12 protein-coding genes are annotated in these 18,295 nt (G+C 41.9%); 9 read left to right on the top strand and 3 right to left on the bottom strand.

Features of this window, described 5'->3' with window-relative positions:
- The first annotated feature begins 46 nt into the window (after positions 1–46).
- The 5 genes from ACR5KR_RS01475 (at position 47) to ACR5KR_RS01495 (ending at position 9,699) form a co-directional block, all read left to right on the top strand.
- Positions 47–2,923 (top strand): NHLP bacteriocin export ABC transporter permease/ATPase subunit, encoded by a 2,877-nt coding sequence (locus tag ACR5KR_RS01475; RefSeq protein WP_448270046.1) that lies wholly within the window; start codon positions 47–49, stop codon positions 2,921–2,923.
- A gap of 380 nt (positions 2,924–3,303) precedes the next feature.
- On the top strand, positions 3,304–4,857 hold the full coding sequence (locus tag ACR5KR_RS01480) for a YcjF family protein (RefSeq protein ID WP_448265181.1): 1,554 nt from the start codon (positions 3,304–3,306) through the stop codon (positions 4,855–4,857).
- Positions 4,858–5,072: 215 nt separating this feature from the next.
- Positions 5,073–5,567, top strand: coding sequence for a quercetin 2,3-dioxygenase (locus ACR5KR_RS01485; RefSeq protein WP_445628080.1), 495 nt, complete (start codon positions 5,073–5,075; stop codon positions 5,565–5,567).
- A 398-nt stretch (positions 5,568–5,965) separates the two neighbouring features.
- The gene (locus tag ACR5KR_RS01490) at positions 5,966–7,618 is read left to right on the top strand and encodes an alpha/beta hydrolase (RefSeq protein ID WP_448265182.1); all 1,653 of its coding nucleotides are present in this window, start codon (positions 5,966–5,968) and stop codon (positions 7,616–7,618) included.
- A gap of 329 nt (positions 7,619–7,947) precedes the next feature.
- Positions 7,948–9,699 (top strand): protein kinase domain-containing protein, encoded by a 1,752-nt coding sequence (locus tag ACR5KR_RS01495; protein WP_448265183.1) that lies wholly within the window; start codon positions 7,948–7,950, stop codon positions 9,697–9,699.
- A 92-nt stretch (positions 9,700–9,791) separates the two neighbouring features.
- Here ACR5KR_RS01495 and ACR5KR_RS01500 read toward each other — a convergent pair whose 3' ends face one another.
- A complete protein-coding gene (locus tag ACR5KR_RS01500; RefSeq protein WP_448265184.1) occupies positions 9,792–10,571 on the bottom strand; it encodes an SDR family oxidoreductase in 780 nt (259 codons plus the stop codon).
- Positions 10,572–10,772: 201 nt separating this feature from the next.
- Between ACR5KR_RS01500 and ACR5KR_RS01505 the strand changes: the two genes are divergently transcribed.
- A complete protein-coding gene (locus ACR5KR_RS01505; protein WP_448265185.1) occupies positions 10,773–11,729 on the top strand; it encodes an aldo/keto reductase in 957 nt (318 codons plus the stop codon).
- Positions 11,730–11,913: 184 nt separating this feature from the next.
- Here ACR5KR_RS01505 and ACR5KR_RS01510 read toward each other — a convergent pair whose 3' ends face one another.
- Positions 11,914–12,570, bottom strand: a complete 657-nt coding sequence (locus ACR5KR_RS01510) for a class I SAM-dependent methyltransferase (RefSeq protein ID WP_445628075.1) — start codon at positions 12,568–12,570, stop codon at positions 11,914–11,916.
- Between the two features lie 210 nt (positions 12,571–12,780).
- Here ACR5KR_RS01510 and ACR5KR_RS01515 point away from each other — a divergent pair, with 210 nt between their 5' ends.
- From ACR5KR_RS01515 to ftsH4, 3 genes are all read left to right on the top strand, one after another.
- On the top strand, positions 12,781–12,945 hold the full coding sequence (locus ACR5KR_RS01515) for a hypothetical protein (protein WP_448265186.1): 165 nt from the start codon (positions 12,781–12,783) through the stop codon (positions 12,943–12,945).
- 378 nt (positions 12,946–13,323) lie between these two features.
- Entirely contained in the window at positions 13,324–14,406 is a 1,083-nt protein-coding gene (locus ACR5KR_RS01520) for a peptidoglycan-binding domain-containing protein (RefSeq protein ID WP_448265187.1), read from the top strand.
- 671 nt (positions 14,407–15,077) lie between these two features.
- Positions 15,078–16,943, top strand: a complete 1,866-nt coding sequence (gene ftsH4, locus ACR5KR_RS01525; protein WP_448265188.1) for an ATP-dependent zinc metalloprotease FtsH4 — start codon at positions 15,078–15,080, stop codon at positions 16,941–16,943.
- Between the two features lie 60 nt (positions 16,944–17,003).
- Here ftsH4 and ACR5KR_RS01530 read toward each other — a convergent pair whose 3' ends face one another.
- Entirely contained in the window at positions 17,004–18,203 is a 1,200-nt protein-coding gene (locus ACR5KR_RS01530; protein ID WP_448265189.1) for an MFS transporter, read from the bottom strand.
- Between the last annotated feature and the right edge of the window lie 92 nt (positions 18,204–18,295).

Raw genomic sequence — 18,295 nt, forward strand, 5'->3', positions numbered from 1 at the left:
AAACCTCAAAGGACAACACTATCGTTTTCAATGCAATGAATCGCTACTGCTAGATGACCCGGAGACAATTTGGCTGGTAAAATCTGGTTACTTGGCGCTATTTGCGATCGCAGTTAACGATCGCATTCCCGAAGGCACTCGTCGCTATTTATTTAGTAGCACAGCTGGACAAGCGATGTTTGCGATCGCACCAAGGTTAGAGGGCAAGCAGCAAGAAGTTTTAGCAGTGTCACTTGAGGAGACAGAAATTCTCAAAGTATCCAGAGCAGACTTTTACCAGTTGTTTGCTGACGCTAATAAAGAAGTAGTAACTCTGATAGAACGCTGGATTTATCAATTAGGTTCGGTACTTGCCGGGATCGCTACGCCAACTATACCAACATCGTTGCCAAAAACCCGCCAAATCTCCTTAGTCGAAGACCAAATCTTCCAGCCGCATCAAATATCGTGGGTGCAAATTCTCCAAGGGCGTGCTAGATGGATGGGGTTTGACGATCTACCGTTAACTTCTGCCTCTGGAATGTTGCCTTTGGCTGAAAATATGTGGTTACAAGCAAATAACACTGTGGAGTTGAAAAGTGTTAACACCGCAGACATAGAAGATATTGATTCCTTGTTAAGTGGTTTGTCCCAACTACAAACTTACTTTCTCCACTGCATTAACCTGCTGCAACGGCAGGAGATGGATGCAGAATTACTGAGATTTCAAGCCAGAGAACGTCTTGAGAGCCAAGTGATGCAAGAGACGTTAGCAGAATTAGCATCTGTATTGCCACAGCCAAAATCAGACGGGCTAGATAATAGTTTAGGATTCAGTAGTAATCTTGATGCAACTGACCCAAACCAAGCCTTACTAATTGCTGCTGGTGCTGTAGGACGAGCATTGGGAATTAAGATTCATCCGCCAGCTGCCTCAGAAGATTCTAATCGAATCCAAGATCCTGTAGAAGCGATCGCTCGTGCTTCGCGTATCCGCTTGCGACGAATTCAATTGCGGGACAACTGGTGGCAAAAGGATTGCGGGCCGATGTTGGCATTTACGCTTGCCGATAAACTGCCAGTGGCACTATTACCAGTGTCTGATACACATTACAAACTCTACGTTCCTGGAGAACGAACTCCTATCTCTGTCGATGCCCAGATAGCAGCAGCCCTAGCTAAAACTGCCTACGCATTCTATCGACCTTTACCGGAAAAAAAGCTGAAAACTTTTGATTTACTTCAGTTTGCCCTCCAAGGACATTACAAAGAAGTAATTATAGTTGTAGTAATGGGAATTACCATCAGTCTGTTAGGAATGCTGACACCTCAAGCTACAGCTATCCTGATCGACAAAGCGATCCCAGATGCTAATCGAGGCTTGTTGAGCCAAATTGCTGTTGCTTTGGTGGCTGCTGCCTTTGGCGGAACGCTGTTTCAACTAGCCCTTGGGTTTGCCACCATTAGGCTGGAAACTTTTGCCGATTCCTCCACCCAAGCCGCAGTGTGGGATCGATTGTTAAACTTGAAGGTTTCCTTTTTTCGCTCTTTCTCAGTTGGTGACTTGGATTCTAGAGTCACGGCTATTACTCAAATCCGCCAGCGACTGGGTAACACAGTCTTAAAAACAATCTTCTCCAGTTTGTTTTCCTTATTGAATCTGGGATTGTTATTTTACTACAATGTTTCCTTAGCTCTCATAGCTTGTGCAGTGGCACTGGTAAATATTGCCGTCACTATCATCTCTGGTAGTCTTATTGTCCGTAAAGTTCGCCCATTACTAGAGCTACAAGGACAACTTTTTGGCGTGATGGTGCAGTTAATTAATGGAGTTGCCAAACTCCGAATCGCCAAAGCTGAAACCCGCGCCTTCGCCTACTGGGGTAAACAGTATACGCATCAACTGAAATTAATGCTGAGTACCCAAGGCATTGAAGATAGCCTCGCGGTAATCAATCAAGTATTACCTGTGTTAACCACTGCTGCCCTCTTCTGGTTTGCTACTAGCTTAATTGGGCAATCCCAAACTCCTGGAGGAGGTGGTTTATCCACTGGCACTTTCTTAGCATTCAACGTTGCTTTTGGCACGTTTATTAACGGAGCCACTAGCTTGAGTAGCACAGTTGTGGAAGTTTTGCAAGTTTTACCCTTGTGGCAACGGGCCCAACCAATTTTGCAAGCTGAACCAGAAATTAGTTCCGCTCAAGCAGATCCGGGTAGGCTATCGGGCAAATTAGTTGTAGATCGGGTAACTTTCCGCTATCGCGACGATGGCCCCTTGACGTTAGATGATGTCAACATTCGTGCTGAACCAGGAGAATTTATTGCCATTGTTGGGCCTTCTGGCAGCGGGAAATCAACTTTATTGAGGTTACTGTTGGGGTTTGAATTACCGAAATCTGGCACAATTTACTACGACGGGCAAGACTTAACTTCTTTGGATGTCCATGCTGTACGCCGTCAATTGGGTGTGGTACTGCAAAATAGTCGGTTGATGTCAGCCTCGATTTTCGAGAATATTGCCAGTGGTGCCTTGGTGACGATGGACGAAGCTTGGTCAGCAGCCCAGATGGCAGGTTTAGCAAATGATGTTGCAGCCATGCCGATGCAGATGCATACAATCGTCAGTGAGGGAGGTAGTAATCTTTCTGGTGGACAACGACAACGGCTGTTGATTGCTAGGGCGTTGGTGTTAAAACCCCGAATTTTGCTATTCGATGAGGCGACTAGCGCTTTAGATAACAGAACCCAAGCAATTGTCAGTGAAAGTTTACAACAGCTGAAGGTAACTAGGGTGGCGATCGCCCATCGCCTCAGTACTATTCAAAACGCTGACCGAATTTACGTACTTGCAAATGGCAAAGTAGTGCAGCAAGGTAGTTTTGTTGAACTAGCAAATCAATCAGGGCTATTTGCACAACTCATGATGCAACAGTTGCTTTAATTGTGTATTGGGAAAGTAGGTATAGCAGGAGGCAGGAGGCAGGAGGTAAAAGTATTACTATTCCTAGTTTTCATGCTTTCCAAATGTCCTAACCTATGGGACTACGACTATAACTGAATTAACTTTGCTCCTATTTAAGCTTGCTCTGGTAATTTTTTTGAGTAATATCAAGTCCGGCTAATTAGTTATGATTCCCGAATCTATGCAAAAATCCAAAAACCCTTCCCCTCTGCCCCTCTGCCCCCCTGCCCCTCTGCTGCCTTAATGATAAGTCTTTAACCGGACACGAATATAAGGAAGTCCCCTACTCTGGTAAAAAATGCTGAAACTATTAAGATTAGAAGCATCTGCCTACTGAATACTTACTAAACTTCCCAGCCATGCCTCTGTCACGCATAGTAACGCTGATTGTCGGTCTGATCGTCATTTTGGGGCTAGCCCTATGGCTAATTGATTCCCTGTCACGCCTCTATTGGCAATTATCCTATTCGCCGTTGCTAGGCAATTTACTGTTGTTGCTGCTGATTGTCCTGATTGGAGCCTTGGTTGCTGCTTTTGTTTATTATGTACTAGTGATTCAATCTGGGGAAAAGCGATCGCGTCGCAACCCGAAGCGAGCGACTGCGGCGCAAATTCCGGCTGCTAAATCTGACGCAGCTTCCACAACTCTCCAGGCTGTGCGACAACAGGTAGCGCAAATTCAAGATGAAGTCACCCGCCAAGCTTTATTAAGTCGATCGCGAGAGATTGAAGCCAACCTCGCACGGGGTGAAATTCAAGTAGTGGTATTTGGTACGGGGAGTGCTGGCAAAACTTCCCTAGTTAATGCGATTATGGGACGCATGGTCGGTCAAGTAGATGCACCGATGGGTACAACTCAGGTTGGAGAAACCTATTGTCTGCGGTTGAAGGGATTAGAACGCAAGATTTTAATTACAGATACGCCGGGGATTTTAGAAGCAGGAGTGGCAGGAACGGAACGGGAACAAATGGCGCGAGAACTGGCGACAGAAGCAGATTTACTGTTGTTTGTGGTAGATAATGACTTACGACGCTCAGAATATGAGCCGTTGCGGGGGTTGGCAGAAATTGGCAAGCGATCGCTCTTAGTTCTCAACAAAACCGATTTATATACAGATGAAGATAAAGAATCCATCCTTGCGAGATTGCGTCAACGGGTACGGGGATTTATTGCTACTAATGATGTGGTAGCGATCGCTGCTAATCCCCAATCTGCACAACTAGAAACTGGCGAAACCTTCCAACCAGAACCGGATATTGTCCCTTTGTTGCGGCGCACGGCTGCTGTTTTGCGTGCCGAAGGTGAAGATTTGGTGGCGGATAATATTCTTTTGCAATCTCTGCGATTGGGAGATGAAGCGCGAAAACTCATTGATGGGCAGCGTCGCCGTCAAGCTGACAAAATCGTAGAACGGTTTCAATGGATTGGCGCTGGTGTGGTATCAGTCACGCCGATACCTGTTGTAGATTTATTGGCGACAGCCGCAGTCAACGCTCAAATGGTTGTGGAAATTGGTAGAGTGTATGGCTGTGAATTGAATATGGAACGGGGACGAGAATTAGCTCTTTCTTTAGCGAAAACCATTGCTAGTTTGGGCATTGTTAAAGGAGCAATTCAATTATTATCTACAGCCTTGCAACTTAATGTTGCCACCTTTCTGGTTGGTAGAGCAATTCAAGGTGTGACAGCAGCTTATTTAACGCGAATTGCTGGTAAAAGTTTTATTGAATATTTTCGTCACGACCAAGATTGGGGTGATGGGGGAATGACAGAAGTTGTGCAGAAACAGTTTCAAATTAATCGCCGAGATGAATTTATTAAAGCTTTTATTCAAGAAGCGATCGCACGGGTAGTGAAGCCATTACAAGATAAATCTGAGATGGTTGAACATGATGAAGAAGTCAATAGTTAAATATTATAAGCAGAAAACAACTAATTTTTTAGATAGAAGCCTCCAGTAAATATCAGTTTTAGCATGAAATAATTATCCTAATTACTTTTTGTAAAATAATAGTGGGTAGCGCATTGGAGCTTAATTACTGGGCTTTGGAATCATGCTAGGCTGTGTTTTAGTGATTTGTGCAAGCAGGGCAATCTGTTTGTCATGAAACTCAGGAGATGATGAAAATGACAATTAATCATGGGATTTTATCGCAACTAGGTGATGGTGATAGTTATTCAGTAGCAGGCGATGTAGCCACCTTTAAAGCTACGAGCGAACAAACTGATGGCAAGTATGCACTGTTTGAAGTAGTACTTGCACCCCAACTAGGCCCGCCGCCACATATTCATAGTCGAGAAGATGAAGCATTCTACATTCTTGAAGGTTCGATTGAGTTTTATCTTGATGAACAAACAGTTCTAGCAACTCCCGGAACATTCTTGCATTCTCCTATAGGTCAACTCCATAGTTTTAAAAATATTGGCTCTGCACCAGCTAAAATGCTGATTTGGGCTACCCCAGGTGGAATAGAAAAGTTTTTTGCACAAGTCGGAACTAAAGTAGAGAATTCATCAGTTCCACCGTTACCTATAACTCAAGAAGTGATTGACAGGATATTAGCAACTGCTCCAAAATATGGAATTACAATTGTCCTTCCTGAAACAGAGAATTCTCCATAAAATTGGAATTTTAATCCCAAAAAATTTTCAGTTTTAAGGATTATTTGCTTATAAATCACTCATATAAGTACTGAGTGAACTCAGTATCTATGCAGGCTGACCCGATATAGGAATAGTATTTGATTTCTGAAAAGATACGTAGTGGCGTGGCAAGCCTAAAATAGTGCATAAAATTTAGCTCTTGTGGGGTGGGCATCTTGTCCGCCCGGACGGGTGAGGACACCCATCCCACAAGAAAATTTATTGCAACAATTTAGCTTTGCCACGCCACTACAATACTTAATTTATTTTGTTCAAAAATCAAATATGATTCCTATATTACCAAAAAGCGATTGCGATATACTGAATATAAATTGTCAAAGGAAATAGACCTAATGACTTATCCTAACAATCAGAGTTTGCCAGACAATCAACCGTATAAAATTTACGAATTTAAAAAAAATAATCAGGAAAAAATACCTGGTTATTTAGTAGTTAGTACTGCGAAACTGAACGTTGAGACAGAAGAAGACAATTCTCATAGGTATTTCTCATCAGTTGCAAATAAAAAGTTTTTTAATCTCAATGATGGAGAAGCTGAACCTTCAACCCAACAGATGATTGAGAAAATTTCTCAAAGTTTGCAATCAAGCCCCGACCCAGAAATAATCATCAATATTCATGGATATAGTTCTACACCATCGGATACAGAGACGGGGTGCAAAAAGATTTATGAATATATTAATACGCATATTGAACAAGCAAATAAGTATATTTTTATCGGATACAGATGGCCATCAGAAAATCCTGTAAAAACGGATGAGTCTGGTTCCTTTAGACAAAAGCTAATCAACGCACTTTCTTCTCTACCAACTTTACTAGCTATTAATTTAGCTTTGGGACTAACAATTAGTATATTGTCTACCATAGCTTTATTATTCCTAAATATTTTGAGTAATGGTGCTGTCCACTTTTTCACAGCGTTGTTAATTTTATCTGGGATTGTATCTTCAATTATCTTTACACTAATTATTCTCAGAATATCTACTTATTTTCGTGATATTTACAGAGCAAGTAATTATGGAACTACAGATTTAGTTGAGTTGATAAGACAGTTGGATTACACAGCAAAACTTCTCCCAAATAAGCGCATTAAATTATCTTTTATTAGTCATAGTATGGGGTGTTTTGTAGTTACAGATGTAATTCGGATTCTTTCTGATGTTTTTGATGTTAAATCTATTAATAAAAAACCGAATTCAGATATTGGTAATGTATTTCGATTAGGCAGACTTGTGCTAGTTGCACCTGATATTCCTGTAGAAAGTATCTTGCCAGGACGTGCTAATTTTCTTCGTTCTTCTTTACGTCGTTGTGAAGAAGCTTATATATTTTGTAATGAAGGAGACCTAGCGTTACGATTTACCTCTACTGCCGCAAATTATTTTAGTTTCCCAGCGCGAACTCGTATTAGTGGGTACAGGCTTGGTAATATAACAGTTAAACATTTCAACAATAAAAATGATTCAGTGGGTCACACGCCCAGATATGGAGTTGTTAATTTACACGAACAAGACTATGGCAAAGGTTACAGACTTGATAATCCTTATAAATATTTAGAAATTCGTTCTTCTAGTAGCGAACATAGAAAACTTGAAGAGATAACTGAAATGTCAGAAGAGTTGGTACAACCCGCAGATTTATTTACATATTTTGACTGTACAGATTATAAAGATGACCGGATGAAGCAAATCGGAATAGTTAGTTCTGCCATCCAAAAGCCAGCGATAAATTTTGGGAATTATATTTTCCTCACCTTGGCATTTATTCGGAAGTCTTTTAACAATAGAGATCCTCAAGGTGTTGATACCCACACGGGCTATTTTGAAGGTGTTTTTAGTCAGAAAGCTATTTATGAATTAGCTTTTTTAGGATTTCAAGGATTTTTGCAATCTTTGTCAATTGAAGGAGGCGAGTCCGAGCAAATTAGCATTTTTTCTCAAAAATGCCACGAAAAGCAAATTCAAGTGATTCTTGCGCCGCAAATATATCAACAAAAGACTCAAGATTAGACTTTCTTCTTGCCTTCGTTGCCTTTAGCACTTGCCGGACAAACTCGACATTTTGATGGGCAATTGCAGATTGTAAAGTATTTTTTCTACAAGGCAGCTATGATAAACATCAATTTCTCAGTTAAGAATATAACACCGCCAATACTTCGCATTTTGTTTGCGAAGTATTTGTTTTACTAAAAAAAAGATTTTTTATCTGCAATAATACTTAAAAAAAATTAACTTATATTTAAAGTGTCAAAATTCTGGTTATTTATTTCTAAAGTATTCCGGAAACAGGAGGGAATGTCAGAAAAACTAGATAAAAGGACTTACTGAGTAGGCAGGTCATGACCCACCACATAATCGGTAAATTACTACAAGGGCGTTACCAAGTTGTCCAAAGCCTCGGTGCAGGGGTGTTTGGGCAAACATACATTGCTGTAGATGTAGATTATCCAGAGAATCCTAAATGCGTTATTAAACAGATTAAAGTTAGCAGTTCCGAATCCGGCTACTTGGAGATGTTGAGGTTACTGTTTCTGACTGAAACCCAAACCCTCAAGCTTCTGGGAAGCCATGACCAAATTCCTGAATTTATCGCCTGTTTTGAAGAAAACGAGCGATTTTATATAGTGCAAGAATGTATTGAAGGACATGCGCTGACTGCGGAATTGCCCATCGATCGACATTTCGGCTGTCTGTGGAGTGAGAGCGAAGTTGTAGAATTTTTGATAGATGTCTTAGGTATTCTAGAATTTGTTCACTCTCAAGGCGTTATCCATTGCGATATCAAGCCGGAAAACTTGATTAGACGTACTGTTGATAACAAGTTAGTTATGATTGACTTTGGCTCAATCCAGTCGATCGATTTTGGCATAGGTGCAGAATTGCCCATTTATAGAATTCCCGTGACTTCATTGGGATACATACCGCCAGAACAATTTATTGGTCAAACACAGCCCAACAGTGATATTTATGCTTTGGGTATGATTGCTATCCAGGCTTTAACAGGGCTAGAACCACTACAATTAAAAACCGATCCTTCTACTAATGAAATTTTTTGGCGTTCTCAAAACACGCCAGTTAATGATTATTTAGCTGCTGTTCTCAGCCAGATGATCCGTTATAATTACCAAGACCGCTTTCAGTCTGCGGGTGAAGTATTGCGAGTACTCAAACAAATAATTTGGGAACCTCAGCCATCAGAAACATTACAAGAAGATTCTCAATTTTCCCTAGAAGTAGCAAAAAATCCTGCGTCTGGAAAATTATCCCCATTATTAACGGGAATGAAAGTAGGGCTAGCAGCTAATTCTTTATTAATGGGATTTGGTGTATATTCTTTAGTTAATACATCACCTGCATATTCAGAAACAGATACATTATATAAAGCAGCAAAAGAATATCAAGCAGGAGATTTGGAAGAAGCGATCGCACTCGCTAAATCAATTCCCTCTCACAGCAATGTTTATCCAGAAGCGCAAGCCACAATTGAAGAATGGCAAGAGCAATGGCAAGTAGCTGCACAGCAATACGAAATAGCACAACTAGCTTTTCAAGAGAGCAGATGGTCAGATGTTCTTCATGCTGCTGCAAAAGTTCCCAAGATTTTATATTGGCAATCTAAAACAGATAAAATAGTTCAGAAAGCATCTGTCAACATTGAAGCACAGACGCAAGATTTATTAGCAAAAGCTTACGAAAAAGCTGCTGACAAAGATTTTTCTGCCGCCTTACAATATCTGCGTCAAATCCCTCAAGAAAGTCATGCAGGTGCTTTAGTTCAAGACAAGTTAGCTGAGTACAATCGAAAGCGGCAGATCAGGGCAGCCTACTTTTTACAAAAAGCCTATAAAAAAGCATCTATTGGTGATTTCGATCGCGCTGTCAAATTTCTTAAAAATATTCCCAGCGATACTCTAGTTTATGCTCAAGCTCAAGTCAAATTGAATGAGTATACTCAAAAACAACGCGTACTAGCTGACAATCAAAAGATAGCTTCTACAAAAAGAACAAATTTATTCGTCCCTAAAAACTCAGTTACTAAGGTTGAATATCTTCAAGAAGTAAATTACCTTCAAGAAGTTAATATTCGGTAGGTTTAATAATTTGTAATCACGCTCTCTAGGAGATGCTGTATGTAGCTTTTGATAGGACAAGGGGAAAACCCGTGCCCCATGCCTTCTACTTTTTACCAAGGAACCACACCGTTTTCATCAAAAAACCCTCCGCTAGAACCATCATCAGGTAAAGTAGCGAGTCTTACTGCTGCGTAGGCGTAGCCCCCCGTAGGGATCGCACCCTGTTCAACAGTACGATACCCTTGATATTGATTAATGTCAGTTGCGGTAAAACCAGGATCGGCAGCATTGATTTTAATTGGGGTATCTTTAAGTTCGGCAGCTAATAAAACTGTGATTGCATTCACTGCTGTTTTGGATGAGTTATAAGCAAGAAACTTAAAATCAGCAAATTCGTAATTTGGATCGGAGTTCTGAGTCAGAGAACCTAAACCACTTGATAAATTCACTATTCGCCCTGCTTTTGATTTCTTTAAAAGTGGCAACAACGCTTTTGTAACTGCAAACACTCCAAATACATTCGTTTCATAAGTATGTCGTAGTGTTTCAATATCAACTTGGCTAGGTGGAAGGCGTAGTTTACCGCCGTAGGCATCGCCATCACTTATTATTCCAGCATTGTTCACAAGAATATCAAGTTTTCCGAATTCGCTCTCGATTTGTTTAGCCGCAGAGTCGATTGTTTTTTGGTCGCTCACATCAAGTTGAATTGTTCGGGCATCGATCTGGCTAAGACGAAGTTTATTCGCCGCTTCTTCACCACGTCCTATATCTCTTGAACCAACAAGAACAGTAGCACCTCTAGAACCTAATTGGCGGGCAATCTCATATCCAATACCTTTGTTTGCGCCTGTAATCAGCGCAACTTTGCTTTTTAAATCTTCTGACATATTGCTTCTCTATTTTGATTGACACTGACAACTGTTACTATCTTTGAGCAAGTTTAGTATACAAGTAGTGTGTATCAACACAATATTCAAGAGTGATTTGTCATGTTTGCACCAGTAGTAATTCATACTTCAGATAGCTGTTGAGAAAATATGTGCAGCGTAAAGTAACAATTGACTCAAAAATTCTTGAAGAAAGTAGATATGCAAACCAAACAGCTTGGTAATTCGGAGCTTAACATTACCCCAATCGGCTTTGGTGCTTGGGCGATTGGCGGAGGTGAATGGGCTTTTGGCTGGGGAGAGCAAGATGACCAAGAATCGATCGCAGCGATCGATCGCGCTCTTGACCTTGGCGTTAATTGGATTGACACCGCAGCTATTTATGGTTTAGGGCATTCTGAAGAAGTTGTTGCTAAAGCGCTCAAAGGTCGATCTAGTCGCCCTTACATTTTCACGAAATGCTCAATGGTCTGGGATGAAAAGGGCGAAATTAGTCGCAGCCTGAAGGCGGATTCTGTGCGGCGGGAGGTTGAAGCCAGTCTGCGCCGATTAGAGGTTGAAACCATCGACCTCTACCAAATCCACTGGCCCAACCCTGACTCAGAAATCGAAGAAGGCTGGACAACTTTGGCCAAGCTCAAGGATGAGGGTAAGGTTCGCTATATCGGAGTTTCTAATTTCAATGTCGAACAGTTGAAACGTATCCAAGAGATTGCACCAGTTACGTCATTGCAACCGCCTTATTCGCTGGTAAAGCCGGATGTCGAAAAGGAGATTCTGCCTTTTTGTCAGGAAAATAACATAGGTGTGATTGTTTATTCACCTATGCAATCTGGCTTGCTCACAGGAAAGATGACACCTGAGCGAGTTGCTAATTTCCCAGATAATGATTGGCGCAAAAACAATAGTGAATTTCAGGAGCCACGTCTATCTCGTAACCTGAAGCTAGTCGAGGTGTTGCAACACATTGGTAAACAACACGATCGCTCGCCAGGTGAAGTAGCGATCGCTTGGACTTTAAATAATCCGGCGGTGACTGCGGCGATCGTTGGCGGACGCAATCCTAAGCAGGTAGAAGGAATCATTGGTGCTGGAGAATTTCGTCTCAATCAGCAGGAACTAAATGATATTGATACTTTCCTGCGCGAGAATCCATAAAATCTCTGCTGGAAAACCTCATAAACCCCACGACTTTAGCCGGGGTTTATTCATAAGACCTGTTGCAAAAGTGCCTTTTGCAAGAGGCCGGGAAATGGGGAAAGGTTAAAGGGGAATGTTAATTCTATCCCTTTTCCCTTTAACCCTTACCCTTTACCCGACAAATGCCAAGAAGTCTATACTTTTATTTTGTCGCTACACCGATAATATGAGGACTAACAATTGGCAATTGTGCATCAAATCGCTCGTAATGGATGCTACTAAAACCAGCATTTCCTAATGCTATCCAAGTTTCTCTATCTGGATGACAACCATCACCTATTGCTTTCCAAATTGGACTAATTGTGTTTTGTACTTGTCGCAATAAACTTCCTTGAGGTGCGGCGACATGTTCAATAAATAAGAAGCGTCCGCCTGGTTTAAGTACTCTTAAAATTGCCTGCAATGTATAATCTATATTCGGCACAGAGCACAAAAATAATGTACTAACAACAGTATCGATGCTGTTATCTTCGGCATCTAACCATTCAGCATTACCAATGCGGAGATCGATATTTAAACCCAGTTTTTCTGCTTGTTTTTGAAGAGAAGAATGCGTCTGTGAATTTGGCTCGATTCCTATCCAATGGATATCTTTAGGATAGTAGGGTAAGTTAGCACCTGTTCTGGGGCCAATTTCTAAAACTTTACCTTGGAGATTAGCAAAAAGAGAACGTTGGCGATCGCTGACAATTTTATCATATTTACTACTATTTGAAGCCATCATCCAGGCAAAAAAATGTTTCCCAAGGTTTGCAAAAATGTTATTTTTTGAATCTCCAATAATTTGGTTTACAGTCATTATCTACTTCCTAATTTTTGAGCCGAGAAATTGGGGTGCTAAACAACCATTTGATAGCATCAAGGTACAATACTTGGTGTTTGTTGTACCTCACCCATTAGACTCACCTGATAGGATGAATTTAATTAACGTATTAGGCGTAGCGACTGACCGTAAGATATTACAGAAAGGACAAAAGGATAGAGGCGTTTATAGATATGACGATGAGCGATGCCTACGGTGGTCACTGAGCCTCTTGCCTTGAGTTTCGACTGCGCGGTAATCGAGCGACTTGTACTGAGCGTAGTCGAAGTAAGTCGAGATTCAACTACCGCGAAGCCGAAAGGTGTCGAAGTGCGGGCTTTGCCTACGCTATGGTTATACAATTTTGGCTAATTATAGCCAGAGATTTTTGAATAGCCGCTTTGGTTTCATTACCTACCGCAGAGTATCCTGATTTCAAATCCAAATTGGCGGGTCTTTGATAATAACATGGGGGATGCCTGCGGTAAATGCTCGCCTACACAATTTGCTGTGGCTGACCTCCAGAAAGTTTCAGACCCCATTTGCTAACAAGTTAAAAAGACAGCTGCTTCCTATTTTAAGGATCTGTGAGAAAAGCTAACATAACTGCGGATGTTATAATCCAAAGTGGGTTTTGCAAAACAGTCATGAAGAACGAGATACCAAATTGACAGCGGTAAGAACTTAAATTATACGACGAATAGTGACAGATAAATTAACTAAAAACAATTGTTTCATCCAAGAAAAACTATGAGCTTTAAACTTCAAGCTTTGCAACTTCCGACTCTCCAGAAAAAATCCGAAGGGCCAATTGTAATTGCTTGGCAGAAATTTCTTTTAGATTATGACTTCCCCATTGCTGCCGTTGATGGGGATTTCGGGAATATTACAGCTCAAGCAACTCGTGATTATCAGACTAGTAATGCTTTAACAGTAACAGGAATTGTTGATACTGCTACTTATAAAAAAGCGCTAGAGCAAGGTTTTGCAATTTATTTCGCTATCTATACCAATGCCGGTAAAAAATTCTTAACCTATCTTAACTTTGGAGAAAATGAGGTCAAAGATTTACAAAAAAGTTTAACAGCGATCGGTCGTTTGAATCCCCCGTTAGTAGCTGATGGAGACTTTGGCCCCAACAGTACAAAAGGACTAGCCGAAACTTATAAAATCAGAGACGTTAATTTTCGAGCCGAGTTAGCTCAACAGCTTTCTAATACAACAAAAACTAAGCTTGGCATTGATTTGGAGCTAGCTTTAGACAACATAACTGAATACGCCAAAAAATTAAGAGAACAACTGAGTGGAAAAGCCTGGGTTAATTTTTTCCCAGACAGCGACTTAATTGATGATTTAGCTTCTCCCTTCCGTCAAAAAGTACAAGCTTTTGAGCAAGCCTTAAAAAATGCCGGAGCTAATATTGATATTTCCTCAGTATTCCGGCCAGCGGAACGAGCTTATTTAATGCACTATTCTTTCCGTATTAGTAATAATGAAATTGCTGCCAAAGATGTTCCACCTATGCCTAATGTAGATATTAATTGGCTACATTACACCAATGCTGGTTCTGTCCAAGCTGCTAAAGAAATGGTGTCTGCTTATAATATTGCTTTTCGACCTGTTCTTACCTCTCGTCATACCCAAAGATTAGCAATTGATTGGGAAATTACTTGGTCAGGAACCTTAAAGATCAAAAACGCTAACGGAACGACAGTTAGTATCGATCAGCCACGGACAAGTTATGAAAATCCTACTTTATGGCAGGTTGGCCGTTCTTACGGTGTGATTAAATTATCTAGCGATCGCCCCCACTGGTCGCATGATGGACATTAATCGCTAGCAAAACCGCATATATGGAAAACGCAGTTCCAAAGTTCAAAGTAGAATGACTTGAAAAAAATTCCCGATTCGAGCAAGGAAAGCTCCGCCAAGGCTCCAGAATAACTCTTCGTGGGGGATTTCTATTTGCGTCTCCCAATCCATGCATATTTTTTGAGTACGGTAAACCGTATTTGCTCGTTAGTTCACAAAGATTAATTAAATTGTTAAGTTTAGTTACATAAATAAGTAAAAAAATGCTGCAAACATTGCTAAATGGGAGAAATTATGAGAAAGAGTAGTATACTTGAGCATCGAGACAAGCTGAACAACTTTGCATTACCGTTAGCGAGTCTTCTCCCATCTCCCAAAGAGAGATACAAGGGCTAACGAGCATCATGAGCCTTACAGCTCGTTGTAGACATTGCTCAGATTGGGCGAATATATCAGCATTCTTGACCAGTCTTTAATCAAGTTTCTCAAAACTTTAAGGGAAATAAGGAACAGGGGAAGCAGGGGAAAAGCAATGCCCCATGACGCCACTTGACGGCAGTTGCTCCACTTGGGGCGACCCCAAGACCGCACTGCCTCCTCCACTTGGGGAGACCCCAAGACCGCAGTGGCTCCCCCATACCCTATGCCCAATTTTCAAGTTAGTTTTCATTATTTAAGGATTGGTAACATTTATGGGAATTAAAGAACAGCCTAAGTCACCTCGGTTTCGGATCGTTGCTAATATTTTACTGGCAGTATCAGGACTATTCCTGCTCTTGAATTTATTTTTGCCTGGTTTATTTGCTTCAGGCCCTGCTGGTGTTCCCTATAGCTTATTTATTCATCAAGTACAGGAAGGGGAAGTCAGCCGAGTTTCCGTTGGTCAAAACCAGATTCTTTACCAAGTAAAAACAGAAAATTCCCAACCGGGCCAGGTGTTTGCAACGACACCAATCTTTGATTTAGAGTTACCCAAACTGTTAGAAGAAAAGGGAGTTGAGTTCGCTGCTACACCGCCACCCAAAAATACTTGGTTTACAACCCTCTTAAGTTGGGTGATTCCACCACTGATTTTCATTGGTATTTGGCAGTTCTTTCTCGCTCGTGGTGGTGGCGGTGGTCCCCAAGGTGCGCTTTCCATTGGTAAGAGCAAAGCTAAGGTTTACGTTGAAGGCGAATCTGCAAAAATTACCTTTGCAGATGTGGCTGGGGTAGAAGAAGCAAAAACCGAGTTAGTAGAAATTGTAGATTTCCTCAAGACTCCGGCACGGTTTACGCAAATTGGCGCTAGGATTCCCAAAGGTGTGCTGTTGGTTGGCCCTCCTGGTACTGGTAAAACACTTTTAGCAAAAGCCGTAGCAGGAGAAGCAGGAGTCCCATTTTTCAGCATCTCTGGTTCCGAGTTTGTGGAATTGTTTGTCGGTGTAGGTTCTTCCAGAGTCCGGGATTTGTTTGAGCAAGCTAAAAAACAAGCTCCCTGTATTGTATTCATTGATGAATTAGATGCAATTGGTAAGTCTCGTAGTAGTAACGGCTTCTACGGTGGTAACGATGAACGCGAACAAACCCTCAACCAATTACTAACTGAGATGGATGGGTTTGCAGCTGGGGATGCAACGGTGATTGTACTAGCAGCGACCAACCGTCCCGAAACCCTAGACCCGGCATTGCTGCGTCCAGGTCGCTTTGACCGCCAAGTGTTGGTAGACCGTCCCGATTTATCTGGTCGGGAAGCAATTCTCAAGATTCACGCTCAAAAGGTAAAATTAGGAGATGATGTAGATTTAAAAGCGATCGCTACTCGTACCCCTGGTTTTGCTGGCGCAGATTTAGCAAACTTGGTAAACGAAGCCGCATTATTGGCAGCGCGCAATCTGCGTGAAAAGGTTGCTCAAGAAGACTTTGCCGAAGCAATTGAGCGGGTAGTCGCCGGTTTAGAGAAGAAGAGTCGTGTGATGAACGACACTGAGAAAAAGATTGTTGCATACCATGAAGTTGGTCACGCAATGGTCGGGGCGCTGACAACCGGAAACGGTCGTGTAGAAAAGATTTCGATTATTCCTCGTGGGATGGCAGCTTTGGGCTACACCCTGCAATTACCAACTGAAGACCGCTTTTTGCTGAATGAAGATGAATTGCGGGGTCAGATTGCAACTTTATTGGGTGGACGTTCCGCCGAAGAGATTGTGTTTAACAGTATTACCACAGGTGCTTCCAACGATTTGCAACGAGCAACTGACTTAGCAGAACGGATGGTAACAACTTATGGTATGAGCAAAGTCTTAGGGCCATTAGCTTATCAACAAGGACAACAAGCAGCATTTTTGGGCAATGGTACTACTAATCCTCGGAGATTGGTAAGCGAAGATACAGCAAAAGCAATTGATATCGAAGTCAAGGAAATCGTGGAAACAGCCCACGAGCAAGCCCTAGAGATTCTCAGACAGAATCGAGACTTGCTAGAAGCGATCGCTACTCAACTATTGGAAACAGAAGTCATTGAAGGCGAAAAACTGCACGATTTGTTGAGTCAAGTGAAACCTGTAACTCATTCGTAATTAAGAAAGTCAGATTTCATCCACAGAGGTACGTAGAGTATAACTTTGCGTACCTTTGCGTTAAACCTCTGCGTTCCTCTGCGTTTCAGAAATGCCACTCACTGCAATGCAAACACCAGCAAACAAAAATGCCAATCCACCCCCAACAGCACCGACAAAAGGTGTTATTACTTGCAGTTGGGGAAATATAATGCCAAACAAACTCATAGCTAAAGCAAACCCACCAAAATACATCCCAATTCCTAATCCCGCCCACCGCTGGGGTACTAGTCCCAAAGCAAAAGGAATTGCCCCGTTGACAATTAAACTAAAGCTGGCAATGATTAATCCAATTATTGGAATTTGTGCGCCCAGAGATATCATTATCAATAACGAGGGAATGATTGCACAGATTCCACAAAGCATTGCTTGACGATTACCAATTTTAACGGCGAAGATTCCTGCTGGGATGCTGGCAACTGCGATCGCTATTCCAATCCACACCATCAGCACATCAATATTATCAGTATTCAGTTGGGTTTTCAGCACTTTACCCAAGACATCCATGAGAAAACGGATACCCCACGCGACACCGAAACCAGTTCCTAAAATCAAAGCCAATTTCTGCAAGGGCAACTTTACTGTTTCTGCTTGATGTTTATCCACTGGTGCTTCTGGAGGATTGACTAAGCGCAACACAGCCGCCGCCCCCAGTATCACAAAAGAACCGAGCGCAAAGGTATAAACTGGGCCTAAGCTGAGAATAAACTTGTAGCTTATCGGTCTAAAAGCCCCAATCACACCGCCTGTTAAAGTGACAAAACTTACTGCTAAAGGTAACTGGGCTGGTGTCGAATACATCCCTAATAGGCACATAACTGGAGAGCGAAATATTGTCATTGCCAATGCCCAAGCTACCAATACTATAGGTAAGAGCGATCGCATTATGGTAGTAGGTGGAATCAAACTCACAACGCATGGTATCGCAATGAACAAAGCCGATGCGAGAATCATACCTACTGAGATGAAAGGAAACCGAGTTCCTACCCAGCGCCTAGCTTGGTCTGAAAGTCCACCCATCACTGGTTCCAGCACTGCACCCAAGGCATTTTCGACTAGCACCAAACCAACTGCCAATGAAGCAGGAAAACCAAACTGAGTCAAAAGTTGCGGCAAATAGACATTATAAATTAACCACGAGAGGGTAATTGCTCCCTGCACTGCTGCCAACACCCAAACTTGCACCCATAAAATATTCAGATGAGATTTCGAGGTAGTCATAAGGAGATGGGGAGTGTGGAGTGGGGAATGGGAGACAAGGGAGAAGGGGGAGACAAGGGAGAAAATTTTACCTTGTCCCCCTTGTCCCCCTT

The sequence above is a fragment of the Nostoc sp. DSM 114159 genome (assembly GCF_053470285.1).

Bases quoted from the DNA above. Each gene is read 5' to 3' on its own strand.
- ACR5KR_RS01480 (WP_448265181.1), top strand. From the start codon at position 3,304: ATGCCTCTGTCACGCATAGTAACGCTGATTGTCGGTCTGATCGTCATT.
- ACR5KR_RS01485 (WP_445628080.1), top strand. From the start codon at position 5,073: ATGACAATTAATCATGGGATTTTATCGCAACTAGGTGATGGTGATAGT.
- ACR5KR_RS01495 (WP_448265183.1), top strand. From the start codon at position 7,948: ATGACCCACCACATAATCGGTAAATTACTACAAGGGCGTTACCAAGTT.
- ACR5KR_RS01500 (WP_448265184.1), bottom strand. From the start codon at position 10,571: ATGTCAGAAGATTTAAAAAGCAAAGTTGCGCTGATTACAGGCGCAAAC.
- ACR5KR_RS01505 (WP_448265185.1), top strand. From the start codon at position 10,773: ATGCAAACCAAACAGCTTGGTAATTCGGAGCTTAACATTACCCCAATC.
- ACR5KR_RS01510 (WP_445628075.1), bottom strand. From the start codon at position 12,570: ATGACTGTAAACCAAATTATTGGAGATTCAAAAAATAACATTTTTGCA.
- ACR5KR_RS01515 (WP_448265186.1), top strand. From the start codon at position 12,781: ATGCCTACGGTGGTCACTGAGCCTCTTGCCTTGAGTTTCGACTGCGCG.
- ACR5KR_RS01520 (WP_448265187.1), top strand. From the start codon at position 13,324: ATGAGCTTTAAACTTCAAGCTTTGCAACTTCCGACTCTCCAGAAAAAA.
- ftsH4 (WP_448265188.1), top strand. From the start codon at position 15,078: ATGGGAATTAAAGAACAGCCTAAGTCACCTCGGTTTCGGATCGTTGCT.
- ACR5KR_RS01530 (WP_448265189.1), bottom strand. From the start codon at position 18,203: ATGACTACCTCGAAATCTCATCTGAATATTTTATGGGTGCAAGTTTGG.